The 18,600-nt window shown below is 57.5% G+C and carries 20 protein-coding genes and 1 riboswitch; of the genes, 16 read left to right on the top strand and 4 right to left on the bottom strand.

Translation table 11 applies throughout. The features are described 5' to 3' along the window. The first annotated feature begins 403 nt into the window (after positions 1-403). The 5 genes from ftrA to DXT88_RS16825 all read left to right on the top strand — a co-directional run bounded on the left by ftrA (position 404) and on the right by DXT88_RS16825 (position 5,390). The gene (gene ftrA, locus DXT88_RS16845) at positions 404-1,408 is read left to right on the top strand and encodes a transcriptional regulator FtrA (protein WP_016833563.1); all 1,005 of its coding nucleotides are present in this window, start codon (positions 404-406) and stop codon (positions 1,406-1,408) included. 290 nt (positions 1,409-1,698) lie between these two features. Continuing rightward, positions 1,699-2,649: a chemotaxis protein gene (locus DXT88_RS16840; RefSeq protein WP_016833564.1), complete on the top strand. Its 951-nt coding sequence runs from the start codon at positions 1,699-1,701 to the stop codon at positions 2,647-2,649. Between the two features lie 298 nt (positions 2,650-2,947). Further along, positions 2,948-3,982 carry a nicotinate-nucleotide--dimethylbenzimidazole phosphoribosyltransferase gene (gene cobT / locus DXT88_RS16835; RefSeq protein WP_265215145.1) on the top strand — a complete coding sequence of 345 codons (1,035 nt, stop codon included), beginning with the start codon at positions 2,948-2,950 and terminating at the stop codon, positions 3,980-3,982. A 1-nt stretch (position 3,983) separates the two neighbouring features. Next, positions 3,984-4,820, top strand: a complete 837-nt coding sequence (locus DXT88_RS16830) for an adenosylcobinamide-GDP ribazoletransferase (protein ID WP_265215144.1) — start codon at positions 3,984-3,986, stop codon at positions 4,818-4,820. Positions 4,821-4,835: 15 nt separating this feature from the next. Further along, a complete protein-coding gene (locus tag DXT88_RS16825; protein ID WP_265215143.1) occupies positions 4,836-5,390 on the top strand; it encodes a histidine phosphatase family protein in 555 nt (184 codons plus the stop codon). 103 nt (positions 5,391-5,493) lie between these two features. On the opposite strand, the gene DXT88_RS16820 is transcribed toward DXT88_RS16825, so the two are convergent. Beyond that, positions 5,494-5,679, bottom strand: a complete 186-nt coding sequence (locus DXT88_RS16820; protein ID WP_265215142.1) for a hypothetical protein — start codon at positions 5,677-5,679, stop codon at positions 5,494-5,496. Between DXT88_RS16820 and DXT88_RS16815 the strand changes: the two genes are divergently transcribed. Then, positions 5,678-6,061 carry a hypothetical protein gene (locus DXT88_RS16815; protein WP_265215141.1) on the top strand — a complete coding sequence of 128 codons (384 nt, stop codon included), beginning with the start codon at positions 5,678-5,680 and terminating at the stop codon, positions 6,059-6,061. The two genes, DXT88_RS16820 and DXT88_RS16815, sit on opposite strands and share 2 nt — an antisense overlap. Positions 6,062-6,176: 115 nt before the next feature. Beyond that, entirely contained in the window at positions 6,177-7,061 is an 885-nt protein-coding gene (gene htpX, locus DXT88_RS16810; protein WP_265215140.1) for a protease HtpX, read from the top strand. Between the two features lie 67 nt (positions 7,062-7,128). On the opposite strand, the gene DXT88_RS16805 is transcribed toward htpX, so the two are convergent. Together DXT88_RS16805 and rpiB are read right to left on the bottom strand one after the other, a co-directional pair. After that, positions 7,129-8,088, bottom strand: a complete 960-nt coding sequence (locus DXT88_RS16805; RefSeq protein ID WP_265215138.1) for a sugar-binding transcriptional regulator — start codon at positions 8,086-8,088, stop codon at positions 7,129-7,131. 60 nt (positions 8,089-8,148) lie between these two features. Beyond that, positions 8,149-8,604, bottom strand: coding sequence for a ribose 5-phosphate isomerase B (gene rpiB, locus DXT88_RS16800; RefSeq protein ID WP_029363291.1), 456 nt, complete (start codon positions 8,602-8,604; stop codon positions 8,149-8,151). 276 nt (positions 8,605-8,880) lie between these two features. Here rpiB and DXT88_RS16795 point away from each other — a divergent pair, with 276 nt between their 5' ends. The 9 genes from DXT88_RS16795 (at position 8,881) to DXT88_RS16755 (ending at position 17,604) form a co-directional block, all read left to right on the top strand. Beyond that, positions 8,881-10,359: a sugar ABC transporter ATP-binding protein gene (locus DXT88_RS16795; RefSeq protein ID WP_265215134.1), complete on the top strand. Its 1,479-nt coding sequence runs from the start codon at positions 8,881-8,883 to the stop codon at positions 10,357-10,359. Beyond that, positions 10,359-11,342 (top strand): ABC transporter permease, encoded by a 984-nt coding sequence (locus DXT88_RS16790; RefSeq protein WP_016833573.1) that lies wholly within the window; start codon positions 10,359-10,361, stop codon positions 11,340-11,342. Before DXT88_RS16795 ends, DXT88_RS16790 begins: the two co-directional genes overlap by 1 nt. Positions 11,343-11,356: 14 nt before the next feature. Then, complete coding sequence (locus DXT88_RS16785; protein ID WP_407649357.1) at positions 11,357-12,370, top strand: substrate-binding domain-containing protein; 1,014 nt, start codon at positions 11,357-11,359, stop codon at positions 12,368-12,370. A gap of 10 nt (positions 12,371-12,380) precedes the next feature. Continuing rightward, entirely contained in the window at positions 12,381-13,157 is a 777-nt protein-coding gene (locus DXT88_RS16780) for a GolD/DthD family dehydrogenase (protein WP_407649356.1), read from the top strand. Between the two features lie 97 nt (positions 13,158-13,254). Then, positions 13,255-14,262, top strand: a complete 1,008-nt coding sequence (locus DXT88_RS16775) for a dihydroxyacetone kinase subunit DhaK (protein ID WP_265215129.1) — start codon at positions 13,255-13,257, stop codon at positions 14,260-14,262. Continuing rightward, complete coding sequence (gene dhaL, locus DXT88_RS16770) at positions 14,259-14,921, top strand: dihydroxyacetone kinase subunit DhaL (RefSeq protein WP_265215127.1); 663 nt, start codon at positions 14,259-14,261, stop codon at positions 14,919-14,921. The genes DXT88_RS16775 and dhaL overlap by 4 nt, the downstream gene beginning before the upstream one ends. A gap of 94 nt (positions 14,922-15,015) precedes the next feature. Further along, the gene (locus tag DXT88_RS16765) at positions 15,016-16,110 is read left to right on the top strand and encodes an alcohol dehydrogenase catalytic domain-containing protein (protein ID WP_265215125.1); all 1,095 of its coding nucleotides are present in this window, start codon (positions 15,016-15,018) and stop codon (positions 16,108-16,110) included. Between the two features lie 148 nt (positions 16,111-16,258). Beyond that, positions 16,259-16,432, top strand: a riboswitch (FMN riboswitch). An 84-nt stretch (positions 16,433-16,516) separates the two neighbouring features. Beyond that, positions 16,517-17,026: a 6,7-dimethyl-8-ribityllumazine synthase gene (locus DXT88_RS16760; RefSeq protein WP_265215123.1), complete on the top strand. Its 510-nt coding sequence runs from the start codon at positions 16,517-16,519 to the stop codon at positions 17,024-17,026. 269 nt (positions 17,027-17,295) lie between these two features. Further along, on the top strand, positions 17,296-17,604 hold the full coding sequence (locus tag DXT88_RS16755) for a hypothetical protein (RefSeq protein ID WP_016833578.1): 309 nt from the start codon (positions 17,296-17,298) through the stop codon (positions 17,602-17,604). A gap of 155 nt (positions 17,605-17,759) precedes the next feature. Here DXT88_RS16755 and DXT88_RS16750 read toward each other — a convergent pair whose 3' ends face one another. Then, the gene (locus DXT88_RS16750) at positions 17,760-18,374 is read right to left on the bottom strand and encodes a DUF2242 domain-containing protein (RefSeq protein ID WP_265215121.1); all 615 of its coding nucleotides are present in this window, start codon (positions 18,372-18,374) and stop codon (positions 17,760-17,762) included. Positions 18,375-18,600 lie beyond the last annotated feature (226 nt).

The following is an 18,600-nucleotide window of genomic DNA, read 5'->3' as shown; positions in this document are numbered from 1 at the left end:
TTGACACGGATTCTGCATTGCAATTCACCTCGCTTCCAGTTGCGTCAGGGGTGAAAGGCAGATCTGAAGCAGATTAACGACGTGCTTACGGTAAGTTTGCTATTGGATTGTTGAGCTTCCGGGGTTTTCGATCGCCTGTAGGGAAACGGAAAATCCATCCTTGGCTTGAGTCTGGATGGACATCACGGCGAGATGGCCTTCGCGAGGAAGCTATGATGCCGAACGATGAAAATTTTTAGTATTCGCGAAGCAGAAAAACGAACAAGACATTCATTCCCTTCCTCTAACTAGCGTTTGATTATTTTCTGCCGCCAATAGAGTTCCCAACCTGTATGCAATTGTGTTCGTTGTCGTTATTATGAAAGATTGTCTCTAACTGTATGAAAATAGAAAAGTCTGGTTGATGCCAAAATTCGCCAAGTTCGTGCCGGAGCAGTTGAGTCTCCCCAAGCTCGCCAATCCCCTGGTGGTCGTTGTTGCCTACAATGGTTTATGTACATTCGAGTTTGCCATCGCGGTAGAGGTCTTTGGCCTTGATCGCCCGGAGATGGGCGCCAACTGGTATCGGTTTGCAGTCGCGGCAGTAGACGAGGGGCCGCTGCGGGGGACGGCAGGCATCCGCTTTCTGGCTGATGGGGACTGCGAACTCATCAAGCAGGCAGGAACCATCGTCATACCTGGCTGGAGAGGTCTGGATGCGCCTGTGCCACAACATCTTAGCGAGGCGTTGCAAGTCGCGCACAAAAAGGGCGCCCGCATCATGTCGATCTGCTCCGGCGTGGCGGTGATGGCGGCGGCAGGCTTGCTCCACGGGCGTAAAGTGACTTTGCATTGGAAGCAGGCACTTCACCTGGCACAACACTATCCCGATGTCATCGTTCAACCGGATGTACTGTATGTCGACGACGGCGACATATTGAGTTCCACAGGTGGGGCGGGAGGCATCGATCTTTGCCTGCACCTTATCCGCAGAGACTTTGGAACAAAGGCTGCCAACGTCGTCGCGCGGCGAATGATCGTGACCCCTCATCGCGACGGCGGGCAAGCGCAGTTCATTGAGCACGCCGTGCCGGAGTTGCACGAGGCAGGCAAGCTGGGGAGCTTGCTCGATGAAATGCGGGCGCATCTTGCCAAGACCTACTCGATCGAAGAGATGGCAAGGTTCGTGAACATGAGCAGGCGCACATTCCTGCGACGGTTCACGTCGGCGATGGGAACGACGCCTGTCAGATGGCTGGTGCTTGAGCGCTTGGCCAAAGCCGTCGACTACCTGGAAAACACGGTGATTTCCATTGAAGAGATCGCGCGCTTGATCGGTTTTTCCTCAACATCGACCTTTCGCCAGCAGTTCCAGAAGCGCTATTCGTTGTCCCCGATGGCCTACAGGAAGATGTTCAGTGATCGGTAAACGAATTCACAATTTTCCGAACGATGTTCCAGCTGTACTGCATGCCCGGCGTCAATAAATCGGGCAGCTTGCCCGCGACTGGCCTTTGGTTCGCTTTTGTCCCGGTTGCACATGTCATCCGCTTGCGGCCCCGCGCACGCGGCGTTGCACCTCCGTTGCGCAGGTAGTCTCCCCCCGTATTGTCAGATTTATGTCGTATTTCTTTGGATGTAATTGTCTTTTATGCAATTACACTCTACATTGACGTATCGATCGGCGAGGGCGGTTCATAACAAACGGGGGGACAGGCAATGGATGCATTTCAAAAAGAGATCGACGAGAGGACTAACCTCACCAGCTCCAACAAATTCGAACTGCTGCTGTTCCGTCTGGGCACGGACCCATACGGCGTGCGTTCCGAGCTGTTCGGCATCAATGTATTCAAGATTCGCGAAATCGTCCCGATGCAGGAGATCACCAAGGCCGCCGGCACGCGTTCGCCGCTGCTCGGCATGGTCAACATCCGCGGCCAGATCATCTCCGTGATCGATTTGCCGGCCGTGATCGGCTGTGTGCCCAATAGTGGCCTTAACATCCTGCTGGTCACCGAATACGCGCGCAGTACGCAAGCGTTTGCGGTGGAATCGGTCGATGAAATTGTGCGGCTGGAATGGAGCCAGGTCCTGTCGGCCGAATCCAAGGCCGGCGGCAACTTCGTCACCAGCATCGCCCGTCTCGACGACGACCTCAGCAGCAGCCGTCTGGCGCAGGTGCTCGACGTTGAACAGATCCTGCACGAAATCATGCCGACCGAGCGCGACATGGAAATGACGGGCCTGGAACATATCCAGCTCAAGCCCGGTTCGATCATCCTCGCGGCAGACGATTCCAAAGTCGCCCGTTCGTTGGTCGAAAGCGGTCTGAAGGCGCTCGGCCTGCCGTTCGTGATGTGCAAGACCGGCAAGGAAGCCTGGGAAAAGCTGCAGGACATCTACAAGGAAACCAAGTCTCAGGGCGTGCCCATTACCGATCGCGTGGCAATGGTGTTGACCGATCTCGAGATGCCGGAGATGGATGGCTTCACACTCACCCGCAACATCAAGCGCGACGACGGTCTGAAAGCAATTCCTGTAGTGATTCACTCATCGCTGTCGGGCTCGGCCAATGAAGAACACGTCAAGAACATCGGCGCTGACGGCTATGTGGCGAAGTTCGTCATCGAAGACCTGACTGCCGCCCTCATCAAAGCACTGGGTAAATAACTTGTTGATAGCGGCGCCTTGAACGAGGCAGCCGCAAGCGGAAAGCAAAAAGCGAAATGCCGTTTTTCCCGCATGCCGGCGAGAAACGGCATTTTTTCCGTTCCTCCCGCAATCCGTTTGCAATGAATGTTGACACATTGATATCTTCCGTCGTTCCACGGTGATATCGGATACGCGCATCGAATGTAAAGATCGGGAGTTCATGGCGGCACATTTGTTCGCAAGACGCCGCTATCTCTTATACTGACGTCCTTTCAAACCAGTTCCCATTTTCCGGTCACGGCATCGTGATCCTGCTATGCGCATTCCACAATTAGCTTCCACGCACGACGCTGCGCTGGCTTCGGCCTTGCAAGCCGCGATCGACAACAAGACCAAACCGCGGGGCAGCCTTGGCGTGCTGGAATTTGTTGCGCACCGGATTGGCCTGATCCAGCAATCGCCCATGCCGCGCATCGACCGCACCGCGGTCATGGTGTTCGCGGCCGACCACGGCGTGGTGGCGGAAAACATCTCGGCCTATCCGCAAAGCGTGACCTGGCAGATGGTGGAGAATTTCCTGCAGCAGGGGGCGGCGATCAATGTATTCGCGCGCCAGAACGATTGCGCGCTGCATATCGTCGACGCCGGCGTGAATCATGAGTTTGGCGAGCGCGAAGGACTGGTTTCGCGCAAGCTCGGACCTGGCACGCGCAACTTCGCGCAAGAGCCTGCCATGAGCGCGGCGCAATGCGAGCAAGCGTTGCAGCACGGCATGGACTTGGTGGCGGCAATGCCGGTCGACGTCATCGGCTTCGGTGAAATGGGTATCGGCAACACTACTGCGGCCGCAGCCATCATGCACAAGATCACCGGCATAGCCGCTGCGGAATGTGTCGGCGCCGGCACCGGCCTGGGCAACGACGGCATCCTTCACAAGCAGCAGGTCATCGAGCAAGCGGTTGCGCTGCACGCCGATGCGGACGCGCCGTTGGAAATACTGCGCACCTTCGGCGGCTTTGAAATCGCCATGATCGCCGGCGCCATGCTCAAGGCCGCAGAGCGCCGCATGGTGCTGTTGATCGATGGCTTCATCGTGACCTCGGCCTTGCTGGTAGCGGCAAAATTGCAGCCGAATATCCTCGACTATTGCCTGTTCTCGCATTGCTCGGATGAGCACGGCCACCGCCGCATGCTGCAGCATCTCGACGCGCGCCCCTTGATGCAGCTTGATCTGCGTCTGGGCGAAGGCACCGGCAGCGCGCTGGCCTTGCCATTGCTGCATGCAGCGGTCAATTTCCTGGCGCAGATGGCGACGTTTTCATCGGCGCAAGTCAGTGAGAAGAGCGCCTGACATGGCCGTCGCGCCCACGCCTACGCCATCAGGCGGCCTGCGCTATCAGCTGCAGCTGTTCTTCACCGCGCTGCAATTTTTCACGCGCCTGCCGGCGCCGGGCTGGATCGGTTTCGACGCCGCCTGGCTACAACACGCGGCACGTTATTTTCCCGCGGTCGGGATCATTGTTTCACTGGCATGCGCCGTCGTGTACTGGCTGGCGGCGCTGTGGTTGCCGCAAGTGGTGGCAGTGTTGCTGTCGACCGCCGCCGGGATCTATCTGACCGGCGCTTTCCATGAAGACGGCTTTGCCGACGTCTGCGATGGTTTCGGCGGCGGCATGCAGCCTTCGCGCGTGCTTGAGATCATGCGCGACTCGCGCGTCGGCGCGTACGGCGTGATCGGCATCGTGCTGCTGTTGGCGACCAAGCTCGCCGGCCTCACGTCGTTGCCGGCGCTGCAGGTGATACCGGCCTTGCTGATTGCCCATCCCTTGTCGCGTTGTTTTGCCGCGGCGCTGATCTGGCGCATGCCGTATGTACGTGAAGAGGGTAAGGTCAAGCCGCTGGCGCAAAGCATGAGCAATGGCGAATTTGCCGTCGCCGTCGTTACCGCAGCATTGCCGCTCGTCGTGTGCGTCGCGGCGGGATGGTTGGCGCTGCAGGCGCTCCTGTTGGCCATGTTGCTCGGCGGCGCCGCAACCTGGTTCCTTGCGCGAAAATTTCAGCGCCGCATCGGCGGCTATACCGGCGACTGTCTCGGCGCCGTCCAACAATTCAGCGAAGTCGCGATCTACCTGGGCCTGCTGGCCGCAGCGTCAGTGTCAATGTCAGTGTCGCCGGCTTCCCATTCATAAACAGAAAGGTCGACCATGTTGCTGCATCTCATTCGCCACCCCCAGCCGGTTATCGACAAAGGCCTTTGCTACGGCAGCAGCGATCTGGCCGTGACCGAAGAAGAATGCGCCAAGGTGCTCGGGCAGGTCAAACCTGCGCTGCCGCCGCATGTGCCGGTGTACTCAAGTCCATTGCAACGCTGCGTATTCCTGGCCGAGCCGCTGGCGCTCGCACTCAATGCCGGTCCGGTGCGCTACGATCCGCGCCTGATGGAAATGCATTTCGGCATTTGGGAACAGCGCGCCTGGGATGATTTGCCGCGTGCGGAAATCGATGCCTGGGCCAGCGACGTGGTCGGCTATCGACCCGGCGGCGGCGAGAATGTCCTCAACGTGGCGCAGCGCGTTGACGCCTTCTGCAGCGACTTGCAACAGCGCGGCCAGAGCCAGGCCATCGTGGTCTGCCATGCCGGCACGATCCGTCTGTTGCAGGCGCGTGCACTTGGTCTGGCGGTCACCAAGATGGCCGAGCATGCCGCAGTCAATGCACATGCGATTGCGTTCGGCGAAGTGCTGACGCTGAAACTGTAAAAAAACAAAGCACGCGTTTCAGACGCGCGTTTTTGTTTTACGCTACCGTTATCGGGCCAGGAACAGAGCCCAAACTGCGCCCGCAGGGCTTCCTGAGCAAGTTTCACTCAATCGTCGAAAGCTTGAACCCATGCGGCTTGCGCGTGGTCATAAACAAGTTATTAACAGGGTTGGCCACATTTTCTGTGGGTAACTTGGCCGGCAGCTTTTGCGTATAATGCGGCCCTTGTCCTCCCGATTTTTTCAGCGGTTTTAACGTTATCCCTGCGGTCCCTATTGCCTTGCTCATGCGCCGATTCTGCTTTTTGTTGCTGGCATTCCTGTTTCCCCTGCAATTGTTTGCGGGGACGCTTGAGCCTTTGACGACCGCAGACGAAGCAATCGTGAGCGTCTTTGATGCGGCAAGCCATGGTTCGGATTCCGCGGTGGAACGCGCCGACGCTGATGCTGATGCCGACGCGGATTCGTTGGCGACCGTGCAGACAACCGGAGACCAGGCCGATGCCAGCCTTGATCCCTGGAAGGTGCAAGCCGACCTGGAAGACCAGACCCTGCCGGTCCCCCTCGCCACCTTGCCGCTGGACTGGCAACCCTTTCCCCATCTGTATCCCTGTGTGAGTGGCGGCACGTCCGCATTCATCGACTTACTGCGGCCGCCCCCGGCCGCCTGATCTCCTGTCCGCGTCCACTGCTTGACGCCTTGACGCGGCGACATCCGTTATCCGAATCCTTTTTTCCGCGACGATCGTCCAGAGACGGTCGCGCTCTCTTTGCATAGGAAGCATCATGAAACGCGTCATTCTTTTCCTCGTCACCAACCTGGCTGTGATGCTGGTGCTGAGCGTTACCGCCAGCATCCTCGGCATCAATCGCTACATGACCGCCAACGGCCTCAACTTCGGCATGCTGCTGATGTTCTGCGCGCTGATGGGTTTCGGCGGCTCGTTCATTTCGCTGCTGCTGTCCAAGACCATCGCCAAATGGTCGACCGGCGCGCGCGTCATTGAACATCCCCAGAACTCCACCGAAGTGTGGCTGGTCGACACCGTCAATCGTCTCGCCACGCGCGCCGGCCTGACGATGCCCGAAGTCGCCGTCTACGACGGTCCGCCCAATGCATTCGCCACCGGCGCCAGCAAAAGCAATTCGTTGGTGGCAGTGTCGACCGGCCTGCTGCAAGGCATGACCAGGGAAGAAGTGGAAGCCGTGCTGGCCCATGAAGTCGCGCACATCGCCAACGGCGACATGGTTACGCTGACGCTGATCCAGGGCGTGGTGAACACCTTCGTCATGTTCTTCGCCCGCATCGTCGGCTACTTCGTCGATTCGGCCCTGCGGCGCAACAACGAACAGTCATCGGGTCCCGGCATCGGCTACATGGTCACGGTGGTGGTGTGTGAAATCGTGTTCGGCATCCTCGCCAGCATTATCGTCATGTACTTCTCGCGCCAGCGCGAATACCGCGCCGACGCCGGCGCCGCAAAACTGATGGGCTCGCCGACGCCGATGATCGGCGCCTTGCGTCGCCTCGGCGGCATGGAAGCGGACGGCTTGCCGCAAAACCTGCAGGCTTCCGGCATCGCCGGTCGTGGTTCGTGGATGGGTTTGTTCTCCAGCCATCCGACTATCGAATCGCGCATCGCTTCGTTGCAACGCAATCCTCGCGCATAAGCGATATGGAACAGGTATGAAGAGCGCCCTGTCGGCTGTTGCGGACAGGGCGTTTTGCCGGGAACGTCTATTTTTCGCGCGGACGTGTGGCTTCTTCCAGCGTCAGAATGGACTGCGCAATTGTTTCTGTCGTGGCCAGGGTATTGATGACGCCTGTGCGCAGCGCCCCGAGGACTGCCGTGGTTTTTGAGTTTTCACTGGCAACTGCGATGACGTTGGGGATGCGCCGCAAGTCGTCCAGAGTCAGACCGATTACGCGTGCTTGCAGGGATGTCTGGGCCGGCTCTCCATTCATGTTGATGAAATCGTAACCCATCATGTCGCCAACGGCGCCCATGTGTTTGACCTCAAGAATCTCCTGCGGTGAAAACCAGCCCATACGCACCATGTTGCTGTCTTCGTTGATATCGCCGATGCCGATCAGTGCAATGTGCGCCCGCTGCGCTTTATCCAAGGTTTGCTTGACGGTGTCATTGGCGAGCAGACTGCCGCGCACCTGGGGATCGCTGACCAGGGCAGGTGCATAAAGGGTTTCGCTTTCGCCACCAAACCGTGCGGCAAGGCGACGGCAAATATGATCGGAATTCATCGTTTCGCCGCCGCGATAGGAGCCTCCGATGGCGCAGACAAAGGTCAAATTGCGTTGCATCGACGAAACCGCATGCTTGGAGACCGCGCTGATGTTGCGACCCATGCCGACCGCCACGATCATGTCGTTGGCGAGAATACGGTCCAGATGGCTGGCGACCAGGCCAGCCAGGAGTTCACGCTGGCTTTCCTGATCCTTGTGATTGATCGAGATGATGGCGCGCTCAATTCCGAAGCGTGCCATCAGCGCATGCTCGAGCTGGCTGGTGTCGCCGGGGTGATGGCGCACGCGAATTTCTACGATGCCTTCCCTCTGCGCACGTTTGAGCATGCGGCCGATAGTCGGGCGTGAAATCGAAAATCGTTTGGACAATTCGTCCTGCGTCAGTCCGTCTACGTAGTAGAGCGTCGCGAGCCGCGTCAGCTCATCGGTCGACATCTGCTGGTCCTTTCATTTCTTCTCTCCCTGAAATCCGGATCTTCGTGTCCGGATTGTCGTTCATTTTTGTTTTTGCAGGCTGCTTTCGTATTCGCGGATGCGATTGAGCTTCGACTCGGAACGCCCGCCGGAAAATTCGGATGACAGCCACGTATCCACAATCGACTTTGCCAGTTCGGGGCCCACCACGCGCGCGCCCAGCGTAATGATTTGGGCGTTGTTGCTTTTGCTGGCTCGTTCAGCCGAATAAGTGTCGTGACATTGGGCGGCGCGCATCCCGGGCACTTTGTTGGCTGAGATCGCCATACCGATGCCGGTGCCGCAGAGCAATATGGCGCGGGAAAAACGGTGCTCCATGACGGCCTCGGCCACCGCGAATGCGATATCCGGATAAATGACCGGCTGTGTGTCATAGGTGCCGAAGTCGATGACCGCCAGACCTTTGCCGGTCAGATGCTGCTTAATGATTTCCTTCAGTTCGAACGCTGCTTCGTCACAGCCGATGGCGATTTCCACGATATTTTCCTTTCTCGTCGCGTCGGTGGATGTGGTGAAAAAATGATCGCGACAAGTCAAATTTTCATTTTTGATCGTGACGAAGTCAAGCAATATAAACAGCTATTTTCTTCTTATTGTCCTCATATTGTTTTTATTTGTCGTTATGTTCGTTTTTATTCGAAATTCTTCAGAGTTTTTAAAACGCAATTGACAGCTAAAAATCGCGCTTGCTACCATGGATTTCAATGAAAAAAAGATCTGTAAAGATCAAATGTTAATTGCTGGAGACAAATCATGGCACCACTGCTTCTTGAGGCGAACGGGGTAAAAAAATCCTTTCAGGGGATTCCTGCATTGACGGACGGTCGTCTGGCGTTGCGGCCGGGAAGCGTGCATGCCCTATGTGGCGGCAACGGTGCCGGCAAGTCTACATTCCTGAATATCCTGATGGGCGTGCTCCGTCGCGATGACGGCGAGATTTTTCTTCATGGTCGCCAAGTGGATTTTGCGACGCCGGCAGAGGCCTTGGAAAGCAGGATCGCCATGATTACGCAAGAGCTGTCGCCGATCCCGGGTATGACGGTTGCGGAAAATATCTATCTCGGACGGGAGCCGCGCACTGCCGGAATCTGCGTCGATTTCAAGACCATGCTGCGGCAAGCGCAGGCTTTGCTCGAACGTTTGCAATTTCCCGTCAATCCACGTCTGCGCATGTCCTCATTAAGTCTGGCGCAAGTGCAACTGGTCGAAATCGCCAAGGCATTCAGCCGCGATTGCGACGTCATGATCATGGACGAGCCGACGTCGGCGATCGGCGAGCGCGAGACGGAAGTGTTGTTTAACGCGATCCGCAGTCTCACGGCCCAGGGTACGGGGATCGTCTATGTCTCCCATCGCTTGTCCGAGATATTCCAGATCGCCGATGACTATACGGTGTTTCGCGACGGCCGCTTTGTTGAAAATGGACGCATCGCAGACATCGACCGCGCGGCACTGGTTACCGCGATCGTTGGCCGCAAGTTGCAAACCGCAACACGATCTCGCCGGGACGCAGGCAAGGCGGTACTGGAGACCGAAGGCCTGAGCCGAAACGGTGAGTTCAACGAAATTTCATTGCGTGTACACGCCGGAGAGGTGTTGGGTATCTACGGTCTGATGGGGGCCGGGCGCAGCGAATATCTCAATTGCATCTACGGGCTTACCAGGCCGGACAACGGGGGTATTTTCTTGCGGGGCGTGCCGCTGCCCGTTGGCAATCCCGGCAGGAGCATCGCCTCGGGCATTTCACTTGTCACCGAAGATCGTAAGGAAACCGGCCTGGTGCTCACGGCCTCGATCCGCGACAACATCGCATTGTCGGCCTACCGGCGCCTGTCTCGTCTGGCCATGATCGACCGGCAGCGCGTGAACCGCCTGGCCGGCGACATGGTGAAGCGCATTCGCATGAAGACCAGTTCCGTGAATCTGCCCGTGTCTTCAATGAGCGGCGGCAATCAGCAGAAAGTCGTACTGGCGCGCTGCCTGTCGACCGAGCCCGTGTGTCTGATGTGCGATGAACCGACGCGCGGCATAGACGAGGGTGCCAAACGGGAGGTCTATCAGCTCATCAATGAGTTTGCGGAGAACGGCGGCGCGGTGCTTCTGGTTTCTTCGGAGGCGCAGGAAGTGCTGGACGTCAGCGACAGGATCGCCGTTTTCAAGGCCGGCAGCGTGGTCGCGATGTTGGACGGACATACCTCAACCCAAGAAGAACTCTTACATTTGGCCTCGTGATGAATATCAAGATCACTCCTATCGCTCTGCCTTCCCCCACACCTGGCTTCAGTTTGCAGCAGTTCTATGCGCGCTACGGCATTTTGGCGGCGTTGATTGCACTATGCATTTTTTTATCGTTCAGTAATCAGTACTTCATGAGCTGGGGCAACTGGGCCGACATTCTTCGGCAGACCTCCATCAACGGTATCCTCGCCATCGGCATGACCTTTGTGGTCCTTACCGCCGGCATCGATTTATCGGTAGGCGCCATACTCGCCTTCGCGGGGATGGTAAGCGCCTGGCTGGTTGCCGGCGACAGCACCTACGGCCTGACGATGAGCTTGTTGGTGGGGCTCGGCGTCGGTGCGTTGCTCGGTGCTGTCAATGGATTGTTGGTGGCGCGCTTGTCAGTGCCGCCATTTGTCGCCAGCCTGGGCATGCTTAGCGCCGCGCGTGGTTTGACCTACATCTACAACGATGGCATGCCGGTATCGGATTTGCCCGACGATTTTCTGGCAATCGGCGCCGGCCACGTATGGCAAGTTCCGGTACCCATCCTGATTTTTGTTGCAGTGATCGCGATCAGTTGGTTTGTCCTGCGCTATACCATCTACGGACGCTATATCTACGCCGTCGGCGGCAACTCCAAGAGCGCCAAGACCAGCGGGATTAGCACGCGCAAAGTACTTTTCGCAGTGTATGTGGTCAGCGGTTTTCTGGCAGCCCTTGCCGGAATCTTACTGGCGGCCCGCACCACGGCCGCCTTGCCCCAGGCAGGGGTGTCCTATGAATTGGACGCCATTGCCGCAGTGGTGATTGGCGGCACCAGCCTGTCGGGCGGTACTGGGTCGTTAGGCGGCACGGTGGTGGGCGCTTTGCTCATTGGTGTGATCAACAACGGCCTTAATTTACTTGGCGTTTCTTCCTACTACCAGCAAGTTATCAAGGGCGTGATTATTGTGGGCGCCGTATTGCTGGACGTCTCTCGCAAAAAGCAGTAATCCGCCCAACATCCTTGGAGACCATCATGATTTCGTTGAAAAAACTTGCCGTCCTGTGTGGATTGGGCCTGACTCTTTCCTTGTCCGTTCATGCGCAGGACAGGCCCTTGCGCATTGGCGCTGCCGTGTACGGCCTGAAAGGCGAGTTCATGCAAATGTGGAGCAATCACCTCAAGGCGCATCCCGCAGTCAAGGACGGTTCGGTGCAGATCACCATCTTCGACGGTAATTACGATGCGCTCACGCAAAGCAATCAGTTCGATACCATGATCACGCAGAAGTACGACGCCATCATTTTTGTGCCGATCGACCTCAAAGCCGGTGCCGCGCCTGTGCAAAAGGCGATCAAGGCCGGCATTCCGGTGATCGGATCCAATGCCAGAGTGCTGGGAGACGTATTGACGTCGTACGTCGGCAATGACGACGTGGTCGCCGGTCGCATGGAAGCCGAGGCCCTGATGAAGGCGATCGGCGGCAAGGGAAATATCGTGATGATCGAAGGGCCTATCGGCCAGTCCGCACAGATTGAGCGGGGCAAGGGCAATGACGAGATTCTCTCTAAATACAAAGATGTCAAAGTACTCGCCCGAAAGACCGGAAACTGGTCACGCGCCGAGTCCATGAGCTTGATGGAAAATTGGTTGACGGCCTATCCGGGCAAGATCAACGGCGTCATTGCCCAAAATGACGATGAAGCGCTGGGCGCGGTCCAGGCGATTAAATCCAAGGGTATCGATATCAAGACCATTCCCGTCGTTGGGGTTGACGGCATTGCCGCCGCGATTCAGGCTGTCAAACGCGGCGAGATGACGACTAATTTTCAGGATGCGCAAGCACAGGCGCAGGGCGCGCTGGATGTCGCGTTGCGGACGCTCAAGGGAGCGTCCTACCAACCGCGCTCGCCGATCTGGCGCGAATACATCGGCACCATGCCTTGGGGCGACGGCACGGCTAAGTCGTACAGCGTGCCTTGGACTGCAATCGTGCCGGCGAACGCCGACGCGTTCCTGAAAAAAGTAAAGAAGTGACTACCGGGAGATGTCGGCAATGAATGCATCACCCAAACAGGGATACGATTTTTCCGGTCGCGTCGCCATTGTGACCGGCGCTGCCAGCGGTATTGGATTGGCGGTGAGCGAGTTGTTCGCGTCTTGCGGCGCGCAAGTGGTATTGCTGGATCGTCAGACGGAGGTGATACAGGTCGCCACACGCCTGACGGGCGGTATCGACCGCCATCTTGGCTGTGTGCTTGACGTGACGGACCCCGAAGGCATCGCCCAGGTCATGAAACAAGTCATGGCGCGCTACGGCCGTATCGACGTACTGGTCAATAACGCCGGCGTCGCCTTGCTGGAGGCGGCTGACAGTTTGTCGGAGGCAGCCTGGGATGCCACCATGGCAATCAATCTCAAGGCGCCATTCCTGCTGGCGCAAGCGGTGGCTCCCGCGATGCGGCGGCAGGCGTATGGCCGTATCGTCAATCTTGCTTCCCAGGCCAGCGTGATCGGCCTCGAACGTCACGCGGCTTATTGCGCCAGCAAGGCCGGCTTGGTCGGTATGAGCAAGGTGCTGGCGCTGGAATGGGCGAGGGACGGTGTCACTGTCAACGCCGTCTCGCCGACAGTGGTCGAAACGGAACTCGGGAAACAAGCCTGGGCAGGTGCCGCGGGGCAAGAAATGCGCAGAAGAATACCTGCGGGCCGTTTCGCGCAGCCGCAGGAAGTCGCCTGCCTGATTGCCTATCTGGCCAGCGAACAGGCAGCCATGATCACTGGCGAAAATATCCTCATTGACGGCGGTTATTCGGTGCAATAGCCGAACCCCTTGGTCGGAGCAATTGCCCAGCGCCGTCGCCATAACAATCACGATCGTCGCCAGCCTCGCTGGATGACGGCAAGTATAAGGAATCCCAATGAATCGAGTCATCAATCATCCCGACATGGTGGTCGAAGATATGTTGCGCGGCATCGTCGCCGCGCGTCCGGAATTATCGCTCTGGCCGCAAAACCCGCGTGTGGTGCGCCACGCGGCGGCGGCGCTCAAGGGACGCGTAGCAATCGTTACCGGCGGCGGCTCCGGCCATGAGCCAGCCTTCATCGGCTATGTCGGTCGCAATCTCGTGGATGCAGTGGCTGTGGGGGAAGTATTTTCCTCGCCTACGGCAAAGTCGTTCTTCGATGCGTTTCAGGCAGCTGATGGCGGTGCCGGTATCGCTTGCCTGTACGGGAACTACGCTGGCGACAATATGAACGTGAAAATGGCGATGAAGATGGCGGAACGAGCCGGCATCGAAGTCCGGACGGTTGTTGCGAATGACGATGCCGCATCGGCGCACGCTGATGAGATGAGCAAACGGCGCGGCGTCGCGGGCGAGATCTTGATGTGGAAGGTAGGCGCTGCCAGAGCGGCGCAGACGGCCAGTCTCGAGCAGGTCGTCGCGGCTGCGCAAAAGGCCATTGATAACACGCGCTCCATCGGCATCGGTTTGTCTGCTTGCACGATTCCGGCCGTGGGCAAAGCCAATTTTGTCATCAAGCAAGGCGAAATGGAGGTCGGCATCGGGCATCACGGCGAACCCGGTGTGCTGGTGCAAAGCGTGGTGCCGGCAAAGGACATGGCCAGGCTCATGCTGGACAAGCTCCTGCAGGACTTGCCTTTCGTTCGCGGCGACAAGGTCGCGGTGCTGATTTCCGGTCTGGGGGCAACGCCATTGATGGAGCAATACATTCTCTACGCAGATGTCGTCGATTATTTGCATGAGGCCGGCATTGAAGTGCGCCATTCGCTGGTCGGAAATCTGTTTACCTCGTTGGAAATGATGGGCGTCACTTTGACACTGATGCGCCTGGATGATGAGCTCGATCAATGCATGTCCTATCCCTGTGAGTCCATGGGGTTGACAATCGGAGAACGGGAATGAAGGACGATTTCGATATGACGCAGGCGGATTGGGTGGTCGAAGATCTGATCGTCGCGATCAACCGCAACCGCGAATATCTGAGCGAAATCGATGGTGCTATTGGCGATGGCGACCATGGCATCAACATGAGCAAAGGTTTTACGCAGTGCGGGGAAAGGCTGGCCTTGCAGCGCGGCAGATCGCTGGCGGGCGCTTTCAACGAGTTGTATCTGGTCTTGATGGAGGGCATCGGCGGCTCCATGGGGCCCTTGTACGGTAGTTTCTTCATGGTCTTCGGCGAGGTGCTGGCAACGCGAAACATCCTGGACAAGGAACTCTTCTTCAATGCCTTATCGGCCGCAATCGACGCCGTGCAAACCATCGGTGACGCCAAGGTCGGCGACAAGACTCTGGTTGACACCTTAATTCCTGCGCGCGATGCCTATCATCAGGCGTTGTCGCAAGGTCGCTCGTTTTCATTGTGCTTAACGGCGATGACGACAGCGGCGGAGGCCGGCATGCAATCCACCAAAGCCTTGCAGGCGCGCATCGGTCGTGCCAGCCGATTGGGTGAGCGTTCGATCGGCGCGCTCGATGCCGGATCCTGCTCTTGCTTTCTGATCCTGCAAAGCATCGCCGGATCATTGCAAACGAGACTGCTTGAAGAACACAAGCACTGAAAGACTTTGCTCATCAGGCCGGGACTGTCAAAGCGGGCCCGACGGCGCCGATCTTCACTGGCAAACCTGAAGCACAATTGTCAAAGGAAAAATCATGAACTCCCATGAACCAGACATGTTGGCGGTGGTATGCCACGCGCCAAAAGATTACCGACTGCAACGCGTCAAGCGGCCGGCTGCCGGCATTAACGAAGTGATCATCAAAATCGCTTCTTGTGGTATTTGCGCCGGCGACTGCAAATGCTACGCCGGAGCGGCGCGGTTCTGGGGCGACAAGGAAAAAAACAAGCCGTCCTATGTCAAGCCGCCGGTAATCCCCGGACATGAGTTCTGGGGGCATGTCGTGGAGCTTGGCCCCGGCGCTGAAACGTATCATGGCGTCACGCTGGGCGACCGGGTGATCGCCGAGCAAATCGTGCCTTGCCAGAAATGCCGCTATTGCAAAACCGGCTATCGATGGATGTGCGAAGTGCATGACGTCTATGGCTTCCAGCGCCAGGTCGCGGAAGGCGGCATGGCTGACTATATGCGATTGTCGGCACGTGCCGTGATCCATAAGATACCCACGCATATCGCATTTGAAGATGCTGCTGTCACCGAGCCATTGTCCTGCGCTATTCATGCCGTCAATCGGGGCGATATCCAGCTTGATGACGTGGTGGTCATTGCCGGCGCGGGCACGCTCGGTTTATTGATGGTGCAAGTGGCGCGGTTGAAAACGCCGAAGAAACTCGTTGTTATCGACATGATCGATGAGCGTCTCGAACTGGCCAAGACATTCGGCGCCGATATCGTGATTAATCCGACGCGGGAAAATACGGAGAAAGTTGTGCGAAGTCTGACGGACAACTACGGCTGCGACGTCTACATCGAAACCACGGGAGCACCGATCGGTGTCACACAGGGTTTGGATATGATTCGCAAGCTCGGACGTTTCGTCGAATTCAGTGTATTCGGCCGGGAAACCACGGTGGATTGGTCCATCATCGGCGAAGAAAAAGAGCTGGACGTGCGGGGCGCTCACCTGAGTGCCGATTGCTACCCGATTGCCCTTGATTTGCTGGCACGCGGGCTGGTCACATCCAAAGGAATTGTGACGCATAGTTTTGCCTTGTCGGAGTGGGATAAGGCCGTCAAGGTGGCCGATTCGATGGCATCGATCAAGGTATTGTTGAGACCGGAGGCATGACGTTTCCATGGTTCGATTAACAGGTTGACGACGCGCTGCTCCTGGTAAGAGGAATGAGGAAAAATCCTTGTGTGCTCTGCAGCATTTTTGCAGTTGTGATAAATTTCCGTGTGGCGAAAATTTCGACAAATTCAAAATTTTCTGCACACGATGTTCTCGGGGCGGGGTGGAAATCCCCACCGGCGGTAATGCTGTAGCGGCGTTGTTTCCGACGTCATTGCAGCGAGCCCGCGAGCGCTTGGCGGACGCCTGTCCGTTGAGGTCAGCAGAGCCGGTGCGATCCCGGGGCCGACGGTCATAGTCCGGATGAAAGAGAACGAAAACTTGCCGCGCGCATGCTGTCTGCATGCGCTCGCCGGTTTTCATGCGCCCTGTTTTTTATTCGACAAACAGGAGTCCTGAACAAATGCAACACCCATCCAGCAATACCTCGTCCGCCAGGAATCGCATCGCCTTCATCCAGGCCAGCTGGCATAAAGAGATTGTCGACCAATGCCGTATCTCCTTCACCGCGGAAATTGTCAAACTCGGCTTCGCAGAATCCAGCATCGACTTCTTTGAATTGCCGGGCGCGTTTGAAATCCCGCTGCACGCCAAGCTGTTGGCCAAGACCGGTAAATACGCCGGCATCGTCGCCGCCGGTCTGGTGGTTGACGGCGGCATCTATCGTCACGATTTCGTCGCGCAAGCGGTGATCACTTCACTGATGAACGTGCAGCTCGAGACCGAAGTACCGGTCTTCTCGGCCGTGCTGACGCCGCATCATTTCCATTCGCACGGCGAGCATCAGCAGTTCTTCCAGGAGCATTTCGTGGTCAAGGGCCAGGAAGTGGCGCGCGCCTGCGCCGATACCGTGCTCAAGGTCGCGCGTATCGAAGCGGGGCAGGGCAATGTGGCCGTGCTCAATGCGGCCTGAAGCAAGCGGCAGGAGTTGAAAGGGCTCGCGTCCAAATGCGAGCCCTTTTTTATCAGGAAGTGGTTGAGCACATCTCGAACTGTCAAACGGCGTCAGCAACTTGTAGCATCTTGTTACAAGGCTTACCGTGAACTGACTGGTCTTGGACCTCGAATTGGATTTAAATACAGCTAAGGATTCAGCGTTCTGTTCAACGTCTTATTTTCAGCAAAGTATTGAGTACTTTCAAGTACACCCAAGGAGCCATCGTGAAAAAATCTCTTCTCTCCGTGACAATCGTTTCTATCGGCGTGCTTGCCGCGAGCCTGTTCGCGACGCCGGCGATGGCCGCTCACGTAGGCGTGGGCATCAATATCGGCGTGCCGTTGTATGCACCGCCGCCACCGCCGGTCTACTACGCGCCGGCACCCGTCTACGCGCCGCCGCCACCGGTGTATGTGCGTCCCGCCCCGGTCTACTATGCTCCTGCGCCGGTTTATGTCGAGCGTGGCTATTATCATCGCGGTCCGGGTTATTACCGCCATGGTCCGCGTTATCACGGTTACGGCCACTATGATCGCCACGACCATCGCCGCTAAGCCGGTTCGCCATCGCCGGGTTGTCCACAGTTACCCACAGAAACTGTGGGTAACCATGTGAGCAAGTCTGTGTAAAGTCGACAAGTCGTTGATTTTATTGAAATACCTTGGCGCGCCTTAAAATCAGGCAGATGCTCAAAACAATGCAGGGAGTCCTATTTGGACTCCCTTTTTTGTGGCTGAGGCAAAGGGCCGTCAAGTTCGGTCTTGCCGGCTTTGGCGGCGTCATCCTCTCCCGGCGCCAGGTAACGCTCCACCGCGCCAAAGAAGCGGTCGTAGAAATGCGCCGAGCGGATGGTCTCGCTGGCCACCCGCACCAGTGAATCGTCGCTCGAGCCGAACGGCATCGAGACCGAACCCAGCACGCCGACGCCCAGGCTGGCCGAGTTGTTGGTTTTCTTGAGCGCATAGCGATCCTGGGTGGCGCTGACGAAGAGCGAGGCATTCTGGTCGGCCTTGCCGTTGCCGGCGCAGACGATATGGAAGGCAATTTCGACGTGCTGGTCGGCTTCCGGCTGGAAGCTCTTGGTGCCGTCAACGATATTGGCCTGTGCTTTGCTGATGATGTAACCCTGGCCCAGCAAGGCGCGACGCGCGGCTTCGCAGACCGCGGCGTCGCTGCTGCCGAAGCTGCGCGAATAGGTGTCGGTTTCGCTGAAATCTTCCTGATGATAGAACGACTGCTTGGACGTGGAGCAGCCGGCCAGCAAAACCAGCGCCACGAGCGGCAGCACAGCAAAAGCGGACGGCAAAGGAAGCGAGCGGCGCATGCCTGGAATCTCCTGATGATTTGATACCCTCGATTGTAAATTATCGGCAAGCCCGCAAGTCGAAGCAGAAGGTAAGGAGTAGTAACAGCGGCGATAACAGTTGTGACAACCGCGGACCCCATCGCCGACGCGAAATGACGTGGCCCGTTATACTGGAGTGGAACCCGCATATTTCTGTTTCACTGCGAGTTTTCGTTGATTTTTTGTTGAATATTTCTCGCCATTC

The organism is Herbaspirillum lusitanum (assembly GCF_026127345.1).
In the GTDB taxonomy this organism is placed as follows: Bacteria; Pseudomonadota; Gammaproteobacteria; order Burkholderiales; family Burkholderiaceae_D; genus Herbaspirillum; species Herbaspirillum lusitanum.
The sequence above is the reverse complement of the archived record's forward strand: the minus strand, read 5'-3'. Positions and strand labels throughout refer to the sequence as shown.

Excerpts from the sequence above, each read along its gene's own strand:
- ftrA (WP_016833563.1), top strand. The coding sequence starts at position 404 with ATGCCAAAATTCGCCAAGTTCGTGCCGGAGCAGTTGAGTCTCCCCAAG.
- DXT88_RS16840 (WP_016833564.1), top strand. The coding sequence starts at position 1,699 with ATGGATGCATTTCAAAAAGAGATCGACGAGAGGACTAACCTCACCAGC.
- cobT (WP_265215145.1), top strand. The coding sequence starts at position 2,948 with ATGCGCATTCCACAATTAGCTTCCACGCACGACGCTGCGCTGGCTTCG.
- DXT88_RS16830 (WP_265215144.1), top strand. The coding sequence starts at position 3,984 with ATGGCCGTCGCGCCCACGCCTACGCCATCAGGCGGCCTGCGCTATCAG.
- DXT88_RS16825 (WP_265215143.1), top strand. The coding sequence starts at position 4,836 with ATGTTGCTGCATCTCATTCGCCACCCCCAGCCGGTTATCGACAAAGGC.
- DXT88_RS16815 (WP_265215141.1), top strand. The coding sequence starts at position 5,678 with ATGCGCCGATTCTGCTTTTTGTTGCTGGCATTCCTGTTTCCCCTGCAA.
- DXT88_RS16820 (WP_265215142.1), bottom strand. The coding sequence starts at position 5,679 with ATGAGCAAGGCAATAGGGACCGCAGGGATAACGTTAAAACCGCTGAAA.
- htpX (WP_265215140.1), top strand. The coding sequence starts at position 6,177 with ATGAAACGCGTCATTCTTTTCCTCGTCACCAACCTGGCTGTGATGCTG.
- DXT88_RS16805 (WP_265215138.1), bottom strand. The coding sequence starts at position 8,088 with ATGTCGACCGATGAGCTGACGCGGCTCGCGACGCTCTACTACGTAGAC.
- DXT88_RS16795 (WP_265215134.1), top strand. The coding sequence starts at position 8,881 with ATGGCACCACTGCTTCTTGAGGCGAACGGGGTAAAAAAATCCTTTCAG.
- DXT88_RS16790 (WP_016833573.1), top strand. The coding sequence starts at position 10,359 with ATGAATATCAAGATCACTCCTATCGCTCTGCCTTCCCCCACACCTGGC.
- DXT88_RS16780 (WP_407649356.1), top strand. The coding sequence starts at position 12,381 with ATGTCGGCAATGAATGCATCACCCAAACAGGGATACGATTTTTCCGGT.
- DXT88_RS16775 (WP_265215129.1), top strand. The coding sequence starts at position 13,255 with ATGAATCGAGTCATCAATCATCCCGACATGGTGGTCGAAGATATGTTG.
- dhaL (WP_265215127.1), top strand. The coding sequence starts at position 14,259 with ATGAAGGACGATTTCGATATGACGCAGGCGGATTGGGTGGTCGAAGAT.
- DXT88_RS16765 (WP_265215125.1), top strand. The coding sequence starts at position 15,016 with ATGAACTCCCATGAACCAGACATGTTGGCGGTGGTATGCCACGCGCCA.
- DXT88_RS16760 (WP_265215123.1), top strand. The coding sequence starts at position 16,517 with ATGCAACACCCATCCAGCAATACCTCGTCCGCCAGGAATCGCATCGCC.
- DXT88_RS16750 (WP_265215121.1), bottom strand. The coding sequence starts at position 18,374 with ATGCGCCGCTCGCTTCCTTTGCCGTCCGCTTTTGCTGTGCTGCCGCTC.